At 37.7% G+C, this 9,956-nt stretch carries 8 protein-coding genes and 1 pseudogene; 6 read left to right on the forward strand and 3 right to left on the reverse strand.

The features are described 5' to 3' along the window. A pseudogene (locus AAC037_RS10985) lies at nucleotides 1-283 on the reverse strand (hydrolase); the annotation flags it as partial. A gap of 208 nt (nucleotides 284-491) precedes the next feature. On the opposite strand from AAC037_RS10985, the gene AAC037_RS10990 reads away from it, so the two are divergent. From AAC037_RS10990 to AAC037_RS11010, 5 genes are all read left to right on the forward strand, one after another. Continuing rightward, nucleotides 492-1,397, forward strand: coding sequence for a mechanosensitive ion channel domain-containing protein (locus tag AAC037_RS10990; protein WP_339903036.1), 906 nt, complete (start codon nucleotides 492-494; stop codon nucleotides 1,395-1,397). A gap of 81 nt (nucleotides 1,398-1,478) precedes the next feature. Then, nucleotides 1,479-2,423, forward strand: coding sequence for a DUF6089 family protein (locus tag AAC037_RS10995; RefSeq protein ID WP_339903037.1), 945 nt, complete (start codon nucleotides 1,479-1,481; stop codon nucleotides 2,421-2,423). 125 nt (nucleotides 2,424-2,548) lie between these two features. After that, a complete protein-coding gene (gene leuS, locus AAC037_RS11000) occupies nucleotides 2,549-5,323 on the forward strand; it encodes a leucine--tRNA ligase (RefSeq protein ID WP_339903038.1) in 2,775 nt (924 codons plus the stop codon). Nucleotides 5,324-5,627: 304 nt separating this feature from the next. Continuing rightward, entirely contained in the window at nucleotides 5,628-6,590 is a 963-nt protein-coding gene (locus AAC037_RS11005; RefSeq protein ID WP_339903039.1) for a Smr/MutS family protein, read from the forward strand. A gap of 2 nt (nucleotides 6,591-6,592) precedes the next feature. Continuing rightward, nucleotides 6,593-7,426 carry a hypothetical protein gene (locus AAC037_RS11010; RefSeq protein WP_339903040.1) on the forward strand — a complete coding sequence of 278 codons (834 nt, stop codon included), beginning with the start codon at nucleotides 6,593-6,595 and terminating at the stop codon, nucleotides 7,424-7,426. Here the strand turns inward: AAC037_RS11010 and AAC037_RS11015 are convergent. Then, nucleotides 7,423-8,568, reverse strand: coding sequence for a cystathionine gamma-synthase (locus tag AAC037_RS11015; RefSeq protein ID WP_339903041.1), 1,146 nt, complete (start codon nucleotides 8,566-8,568; stop codon nucleotides 7,423-7,425). The genes AAC037_RS11010 and AAC037_RS11015 overlap by 4 nt on opposite strands. A gap of 103 nt (nucleotides 8,569-8,671) precedes the next feature. Here AAC037_RS11015 and AAC037_RS11020 point away from each other — a divergent pair, with 103 nt between their 5' ends. Beyond that, nucleotides 8,672-9,385, forward strand: coding sequence for a VTT domain-containing protein (locus AAC037_RS11020; protein WP_339903042.1), 714 nt, complete (start codon nucleotides 8,672-8,674; stop codon nucleotides 9,383-9,385). A 2-nt stretch (nucleotides 9,386-9,387) separates the two neighbouring features. Here AAC037_RS11020 and AAC037_RS11025 read toward each other — a convergent pair. Beyond that, the coding region (locus tag AAC037_RS11025) for a TraB/GumN family protein (protein ID WP_339903043.1) at nucleotides 9,388-9,956 on the reverse strand (569 nt) is incomplete at its 5' end.

The raw sequence follows: 9,956 nt of genomic DNA on the forward strand, positions 1-9,956 counted from the left end.
CAAATTTCCCATGTCCTATGATCTGCTCATAAGAATGATTGTCACCATATTTGGCATAGTCTACAATGATACTAAATGCAACAGCTACAACTTTCCCATTGTCTTCCAGGCAGATTTGCCCCTCAGGAAAAGCATTTAGCTGGTTTTTAAATTCTTCCTTGGTCCAAGACATGGCTTCCGTCTTGTACGTGGAAAGCATTATTTCTCTGATGTCATTAAAATCAGAATGCTTGATGTTTCTGAGTTTAAGTCTATGTTCGAGTTCTTCGTTTTGTCTACTCATGGCATTAAATTAGCAACAAATGTACCTAAAATGTGGACTTTTAAATGAATGGAATAGAAAATATAATGGTTAAAATTATTATCTTATCACCTGTTTAACTATTTGCTTGCATGTGTGTTAGTTAAAGGGGGCAAGGGGTTTCTGAAATTCTATATACTTTAATTTAAGGTCTAAAGCAAAATCAAAGAGCAACTAAAAGAGCAACTATATGAATGAATGGATACAAAATATTGGCAATGGAGATTTTGCCGACTTATTAGATAAGCTAAACGAATTTCTGGATATCAAGTTACTGATGCTCGGGAAAACAGAGTTAACCATAGGTTTGTTTTTAGGGCTTACCATATCCATTGTGTTGGTATTTATTGTCTCCGAATTGGCAAGAAGGTTTCTTGCCAATAAGGTTTTAGCCAGGTATAAGATTGAAGTAGGTATGCGTCAATCTATTGCAACCTTTTTTAAGTACCTACTGATTATAATTGGATTAATTACTATTTTACAAAATAGTAATGTAGACCTGAGCGCATTGGGTATTTTGGCCGGAGCTATCGGTGTGGGAATTGGCTTTGGTCTTCAGAATATTACCAATAATTTTATTAGCGGTTTGATCATTCTATTAGAAAGGCCCATAAAAGTTGGTGACCGAATAGAGGTGGATGAGGTCTATGGGGATGTGGAGAGAATATCTGCCAGATCTACCACAATTCTCACCAATGACAATATTTCCATCATTGTTCCAAATAGTCAATTTATAGACAATTCAGTTATCAATTGGTCGCACAATGATAGCAATATTCGGTTCAATATACCTGTTGGCGTTTCCTATAAGGAAGAGCCGGAAAAGATAAGACGTATTTTGTTAGAAGTGGTGAAAGAGTTTCCTGGAGTTCTTACTAAGCCAGAGCCTGATGTACTCTTTGATAAATACAATGACAGTAGTATTGATTTTAACCTAAGGGTGTGGACCACTGAATATACCAACAAACCCAATGTCTTGAAAAGTCAACTTTACTATGCTATTTTTCAAAAGTTTGCGGAAGAGAATGTGGAAATCCCTTTCCCTCAAAGAGACTTACATATACGTTCAGGTCTGGATAAAATTGCAATAAAGTAATTTTTTTATTGGGGCATTGTATATTATCTTTAGGGCGTTTATAGCCAGTGGATTAATGGCTAGGGAATTGGTTTAGGAAAGATGAGCAAGAAGATATTTTTTATAACATTTTTTTTAACGTGCATTTTATTACAAACATTTGGCCAAGGTTTTAATAAATATAGGCGCGAGGAATTATGGTCATTTTCCGTTCAGGGTGGCCCTTCCCAATACTTTGGTGACCTGTATGCATTATGGCAATACAAAGAAGGAGTTCAACCAGATTATTACGCAGGGTTTAGTACAAGGTATACCTTTGGGACCAATTTGAAGGCCAGAGGGGATGTTGGGTATTACAAAATTTCTGGACAAGATGATCACGCCGATCCTAATAGTGGGAGAATTCCCAGGAATTTAAATTTCCGTAGTGAAAATTGGGAGGCCGCATTATTGATAGAGTACTATTGGAAGCCAGTGAAAAAATTTAATATCAACAGGGCCTTCTTTAATCCATATGTCTTTTTAGGTTTGGGCGCTTCCACAATTGACCCTCATACCAATTACAACAATAACTGGGTAGCACTGCGTCCATTAAGGACTGAAAATGAGCTTTATAATAACGTTGTTGTGATCATGCCTATGGGGCTAGGAATAAAATATAAAGTAAATTTATATTTGGATGTATTCGTTGAAGGTAACTATAGGTTTACTTTTTCTGATTATTTAGATGATGTCAGTGCTTTTAATGTTTCAGGTTTTTATGATGACTTGATAGAAGACTATATTTCCGGAGTGAATCCTGATAGACTTCGGCTATCAGTTAGGGAAGAAAGATTTTTACTCCCTAATGGAGAGCCAAATATAGAATTAATCAGAAGTACGAGAGGTAGCGCAAGGAGAGGGAGTGGTGACCCAAGACTAAATGAACCCGGTGCGCGTTATGACGGATACTTCACCTTAAGTGCCGGTGCTGAAATTAACTTTTCATATGGGTTTTGGAGAAACTGGATTCTCCAAGGAAGGAGCCGAACGTTTAGAAATTGGTAGTTTACGCTCGATATTATTTTTTAATTAAAAAGTGATTTACATATAGTTATCCATATTCGAAATGAATAGGGATATTTTTTATACTTTTGGAATTGAATTGACCAATAATTTTACAATTACTGAAAATGTCTGATTATAATTTTCGCGCCATTGAAAAAAAATGGCAGGACCGTTGGGAGCAAACGGGGATTTTCAATGCTAGTCCGGAAGCAAATAAACCCAAATTTTATTCTTTGGATATGTTCCCATACCCTTCTGGAGCAGGACTTCATGTAGGTCATCCATTAGGATATATTGCCTCTGATATTGTGACACGTTACAAAAGATTAAAAGGATTCAATGTATTGCACCCTATGGGCTATGATTCCTTTGGGCTTCCTGCAGAGCAGTATGCGATTCAAACGGGTCAACATCCTGCCATAACGACAGAGGAAAATATAAAAAGATATACCGAACAACTTAAAAATATTGGCTTTGCCTTCGACTGGAGTAAGGAAGTTAGAACCTCTGATCCTGAGTATTATCGATGGACACAGTGGATCTTTATGCAGCTTTTTGAAAGTTATTATGACATGGAAGCTGATAAGGCCATGCCAATATCTCACCTTGTTTCCGTATTTGAAAAAGAAGGAAATAAAGGGGTAAAAGCGGCTTGTGATGAAGATACAGAGGTATTTGGTGCTGAGGAATGGGCGGAATATTCAGCCGAAGAAAAGCAAAGGGTATTGTTAAGGTATAGGCTTACCTATTTGGCTGAGACCACTGTCAACTGGTGTGCCGCATTGGGCACAGTCCTTTCTAACGATGAGGTCAAGGATGGTTTTTCTGAAAGGGGGGGGCATCCCGTCGAAAGAAAACGCATGATGCAATGGAGTATGCGGATTACCGCCTATGCTGAACGATTGCTTAATGGTTTGGAAAATTTAGATTGGCCTGATCCGGTTAAAGAAATGCAAAGGAACTGGATAGGCAGGTCTTTGGGGGCAGAAATGGTATTTGATGTAGAAGGTCAAAATGAAAAAATTAAGGTCTTTACCACAAGGATTGATACCATATATGGAGTGACTTACCTGGCATTGGCTCCTGAGCATGAACTGGTAGGAAAGTTAATTACTGAAGATCAGAAAGAAAACGCACTTAGTTATGTGGCCCAGGCAAAAAACAGGTCTGAGAGGGATAGAATGGCTGATGTGAAGACCATTTCTGGTGCTTTTACCGGTAGTTATGCGAAAAATCCTTTTAATGGGGAAAGTATTCCGATTTGGATTGCAGATTATGTGTTGGCCGGTTATGGAACAGGAGCAGTTATGGCGGTGCCTTCCCATGATGAGCGGGATTATAATTTCGCCAACCATTTTGGATTGGAAAAAAGACAAGTGATAGAAGGAGATATGTCAGAAGGTTCCTTTCCCGGAAAGGGCGGTACCATCATGAATTCCGGCTTCATAAGTGGTTTAAAAATGCAAGATGCAATGGACAAAGCCATTGCCTTTCTTGAAGAAAAAGGAATAGGAAAGGGGAAGATACAATATAAAATGAGGGATGCTATTTTTACACGCCAACGCTACTGGGGTGAGCCACTTCCTGTTTACTTCAAAAATGATTTACCCTATTTGGTAGAAGAAAGTGATTTGCCATTGCCTCTTCCTGAAGTGGATAAATATTTACCAACAGAAGATGGAGCCCCGCCACTTGGTAGAGCCAAAGACTGGAACTACAAGACTGCGGAAGGAACTTTTCCATTAGAAATGAGTACCATGCCGGGATGGGCAGGTTCTAGTTGGTATTTTTTCCGTTATATGGATGCTCAAAATAAGGAGGAGTTTGTAAGCAAAGCTGCTGCAGATTATTGGGGCTCAGTGGACTTGTACATTGGAGGAGCTGAACATGCAACAGGACATTTGTTGTACTCAAGATTTTGGACAAAGTTTTTGTATGACAGAGGTTTTGTTCCTATAAAGGAGCCTTTCCAAAAAATGATCAACCAAGGGATGATTCAAGGTAGGTCAAATTTTGTTTACCGTAAAAAAGGCACCAATACTTTTGTGAGTTATGGCTTAATTGGTGATCATGAGGTAAGCCCCATGCATGTGGATGTTAATATTGTTTACAATGATCAACTAGATATAGAGGCATTTCGCAATTGGAGACCTGACTTGAAGGATGCTGAATTTATTTTGGAAGATGGTAAATACAATTGTGGGGCTGAGGTGGAGAAAATGTCAAAATCCAAATACAATGTAGTCAACCCTGATGATGTCATTGAAAGTTATGGGGCAGATACTTTGAGGTTGTATGAAATGTTCTTGGGACCATTGGAGCAATTCAAGCCTTGGAACACCAATGGGATTGATGGAGTCTATAAATTCTTGAAAAAACTGTGGAGATTGTTTCATGATCAAAATGGAAAATGGAATGTCTCAGACAAGCCTGCCTCTAAAGATGCATTAAAATCTTTACACAAAACCATGAAGAAAGTGGAGGAGGACATTGAAAGACATGCTTTCAATACTTCCGTTTCTTCTTTTATGATTTGTGTCAACGAACTGTCCTCATTGAAGTGTAACAATAGAGAGGTATTGGAGCCATTATTGATAGTATTGTCTCCTTATGCACCGCATATTTCAGAAGAATTGTGGGAGCTGTTAGGCCATGAGGAATCCATTGTCCATGCTCAATTCCCAGTAGCTGAGGAGAAGTACCTTACTGAGGATAGTCATCAATATCCTGTATCTATTAACGGTAAAATGAGAGCTAAAATTGAGCTTTCCTTGAGCCTTTCAAAACAGGAAATTGAAGAAGCCGCTTTGAAAGATGAGCAAATTCAAAAATGGACCAAAGGACAGCAGCCTAAAAAAGTCATTGTTGTTCCTGGAAAAATTGTAAATATTGTGTTGTAAGAGTAAGAATAGACCCATTTTATTTTCAAATGGGTCTATTTTTGTTTTATTTCCTTTTTATTATAGTCGTCAATGTTTTTTCTCTGAGCTGCTTTTTATATATTATAAAGGAAAGATTGAAAGCCAGGCATTATACTTTTGAACTATTGGGAATTTTTACATAGTTAATAAGGTAGCAAATAAGGGGACGACCATGCTGCTGGGATACATGATTGTCGAATCTTGAAATGGAAATAAAAGGGGATTCCTAGAATCAAAAGTGATTAAGTATGAATTTCCCCAATCTATTTGGTAAATTTGAGACATGAATATAGGGGATAAAGTAAGGTTGTTGCATGGGAAAGAGGAAGGTATAATTACCAAACTTTCTTCCGGTGGCCAGGTTGAAATTGAAATTGAGGATGGATTTAGAATCCCTGCCCTCAAATCAGAGGTAGTGGTTATCAATGAGGCTGAAGAGACTTATTTTGATACCAAACCAAAAAAATCATCCGGGTTTCAATCTACGCTTCCCAAAAGTGATCCTGCTCTTACCGAAGAAGGAATGTTTATAGCTTATGTTCCTTACAATGATCAGGTTTATGACATGATGCTTATCAATAACCTCACAAAGGATTGTCTATATTCTTTTGACGAACATCAGCAGAACAACACGAAAAATATGGGTGCAGGTGTAGTGAAAGGAAAGTCCTTTACCAAATTAGGAGAAAAAATGCTTCCTGATTTCGAGCAGTGGCCTCCATTCAGTGTAATGATGGTTTTTTTAAATAAGCGATTTGATAAACAACAACCTGTACAAGTAAGAAATATAAAATTAAAAGCTTCTTCATTTTTTAAAAATAAAGGGAAAGCGCCATTAATAAATAAAGAAGCCTATTTTTTTAGGTTAGACAATACTGTCAAAACATTGAATATTAATCAATTGAATAAGGAGCTTAATCCCAGTCCTGAAGATGTTTACCCTGCGGCAAAAGTTAAAAGGCCTCCTGCTTCTATTGATTTACATATAGATAAATTGACAAAAGACCATGACCTGATGAGTAACAGTGAAATGTTACAACTGCAGATGAAAACATTTGAATCAAATCTCAATGATGCCATTGCTTCAGGAATGGACGAGATTGTTTTTATTCATGGCATTGGGAATGGGGTTTTAAGGAAAAATATACACAAGTATTTAAGTCAACTACAAGGGATTAAATACTTTAAAGACAGTCAAAAGACTAATTTTGGATATGGAGCCACAACAGTAAAAATAAATGAATAGCGATGGAAGCATCTACCTTACCCTTGGTTTTACATGTTTTTGACAAGCACTACGATGCCGGGAAGGTATTGTTTGAAGAACTTTCAAAAAAAATGAGATCAAAGAAAGCAACAGAGCTGGAGACTCATTTGGATTTTTTTAGTGTATATATACAGTTGTTGGAAAGGGTGCATTTCAATAAGAAAAAAAAGATTGGCAAAATTTTTTCTCCCTTTAAACCTTTGCAGAAAGACCTACGCAAAGTCAAACATATACGCTTGATCCAGGAGGGATTTGTTGGCCATATGAAAGAAAAAGGCGAGTACCCTGACTACGAGAAACTCATTTCTTCCGATAAAGATAGGGTTTATACGGAGGTTTACGAGCTGATACTTTCTATCCCTTTACATCAATGGGAAACCCTCTACCGAGATATTTATAAGTTTTCACAAGGGATGTCAATCTTGAATATTAATACTGCTATCAATCAGATAATTAATGAAGAGATTGACTTTTTTCATTTTGGGACAAAGACAAGACTAGATGCACAAACAATCAGCGAAATTTATAAAGGTTTGAAAAAAGTTACTGTCCTGGAAAAAATCAGGTTATCTATAGGGTTGAATGCTGTTTTTACTCATGTCGTTCACAAAGAAATCGATATCCTTTCTAAGAAAATGGATGATTGGTATAAAAATCAACTTTTTCTCCAGCATTTGGGCAACCATTTGGGCAAGAAGGAAGATGTAAGTAAAAAATACCAACCGGTACTTACCCTCTTACAAAAGAGCCATAAAGAATCAACCAATGCTATAGATGCCAGATGTCAGCAGTTATTTACAAACATGCTTCATTAAAGTTTTTCCATTGCCTGTGCAAGGTCATTCTTTAAGTCTTCAGCATCTTCTATACCCACACTTAACCTGATCAAAGAATCGGATAAGCCTACTTTTTCCCTTTCAGATTTTGGAATACTAGCATGAGTCATTGTGGCAGGGTGTCCACAAAGTGATTCCACTCCACCTAAAGATTCTGCCAAAACGAATATTCTAAAATTCTCTAAAATCTTTATGGCATCCTCAATATTGTTGCCCTTCAAGGTGAAAGATAGCATGCCTCCAAAATCTTTCATTTGAGCTTTTGCGATGGCATGGTTTGGGTGGTCTTCAAATCCGGGCCAAAAAACTTTTTCAACTTTAGGGTGATTTTTCAAATAGGCAGCGATGGTTTTTCCATTTTGGCAATGTCTTTCCATTCTTAGGTGAAGGGTTTTGATACCTCTCAAGACTAAAAAGCAATCTTGTGGTCCGGGTACTGCTCCACAGGAATTTTGAATAAAAGCCAGCTCCTCTGCAAGTTTCTTGTCCTTTACAACTATGGCTCCCATGACTACATCTGAATGACCGGCAAGGTATTTAGTAACAGAATGCATGACAAGGTCTGCACCTAGATCTATTGGGCTTTGCAAAAAAGGAGTCGCAAAGGTATTGTCAACTCCCAATAGAAGATGGTTGTTTTTCGCAATTTTTGCTAATGCCTTGATGTCAATAATGTTCATCATGGGGTTAGTCGGAGTTTCAGCCCATATCATTTTGGTATTCTCATTGATAAGGGGAAGAATTTCCTCAGGTTTTTCCATGTTGACAAAGTGAAACTTTATTCCATATTTGGAAAATACTTTGGTGAAAATTCTATAAGTGCCACCATAAAGATCATTGGTACTTATAACCTCGTCACCCGGCTTCAATAGTTTAAGAATGCAATCTATTGCTGCCATTCCGGAGGAAAAGCACAAACCATGCTGCCCATTTTCCAGTGCAGCCAAATTTTGTTCCAACGCTTGTCTAGTTGGATTTTGTGTTCTGGAATATTCAAAACCTTTGTGGTCTCCCGGTGATTTTTGAACATATGTAGAAGTTTGAAAAATTGGAGTCATAATGGCTCCTGTACCGATGTCCGGTTTTATCCCTGCATGTATGGCTTTTGTGGCAAATTTCATAAGGTTGATTTATATAGATTTTATCGACTAAACAAGACAATTTTTTAATTAAGCTTTGGCCCGGTTAAATTTTAGTCAGAATTATTTCTAGTTTTGTTCAAAGATGAATAAAAAACCGCCTATTTTCAAGCATTTCAGGAATATCTATAACCAAAGCCCCTGGGTTCTTGTAGCCATTCTATGGGTAAGCATCCTTCCCTCAATAGGTGCCTTACTAATTGGAAACTGGATTTATAGGCATTGGTCTGAAATAAATTTATCCCCAATAATTGAGCCAGAAATTGCTTTGATTTATTCCATTTCAGGCACTGTTTTAATGGGGTTGGCCTTGGTTCCTACCACTTTTTTTGCAGTCATTTCCGGTTATATCTTTGGTTGGCATGCTTTTCCCTATTTGGTTTTGGCTTATACGCTCGCTAGTGCAGTAGGTTATGGTCTAGGCAGAGTATTAGATAAAGACAGCCTTGATTTGCTCTTGGATCCTTACCCAAAAGCAAAAAAGCTTATATCGGAGAAAAAAGGACAAATGGGCAGTTTAATATTTTTTGTCAGAATAAGCCCCGTCATCCCTTTTGCCATCTCAAATTTGGTGTTTGCCTTGTTGAGAACAGGGATGAAGAGGGTATTGTGGTTTGGGCTTTTGGGTATGTTGCCCAGAACTTTGCTGGCTTTTTCGTCTGGGGCTTTGGCCGGGAGTATTCAAGAAGCCCTTACTTCCAAATCCTCAATTTGGCAATATGTGCTTATTGCAGCATTATTGATCCTAAGCGTAGCAGGGATTTATGCTTTTTTTACCAAGTCCGTTTCTAAGAAATAGGATTAAAAATCAATTCTTTTTACCGTGAAACCTTGGCTTTTTAATAGCTGGATTAATCCTTTTGGTCCTGCCAAATGACCGGCCCCAACAGCGAAAAATGCCTGACCGTTATCCATTATACGTTTCATAGGTTTCAGCCAATTTTGGTTTCTTTCATAGAGAAATACATCTTGGTAATCTTTGTATTCAGGACTTTCGGCGACCATCTGCAATAGGTCAACGATTTTTTCTTCTTTATAGGCATTGATAAGTTCCCGGAACTCATCCTGACCTTTTTCAATATCTATGATATAAGCGTAAAAGCTTTCGTACTGCTTGCTTAAGGGAATATGGTCAAAAAGGGACATTTGGTCTTCAACAGTTTCCAAACCAAGCACTTCCTTGTTACCGTTATTTGCCAATGACATCAATTCCATCTCTAAGGACATGGTTTCACATTCTAACAGGTTATTGTATAAAAGCGACATCAAAACCATTGGGCGCATTTCTTTTAGCATGTCCATGTCCATGTCCATTCCTGTCCTTTCTTTAATAAACGTATGAACGGTATGATACGCTTCCTCAGAAAGGA

The sequence above is a fragment of the uncultured Cyclobacterium sp. genome, assembly GCF_963976465.1.
GTDB lineage: Bacteria > Bacteroidota > Bacteroidia > Cytophagales > Cyclobacteriaceae > Cyclobacterium.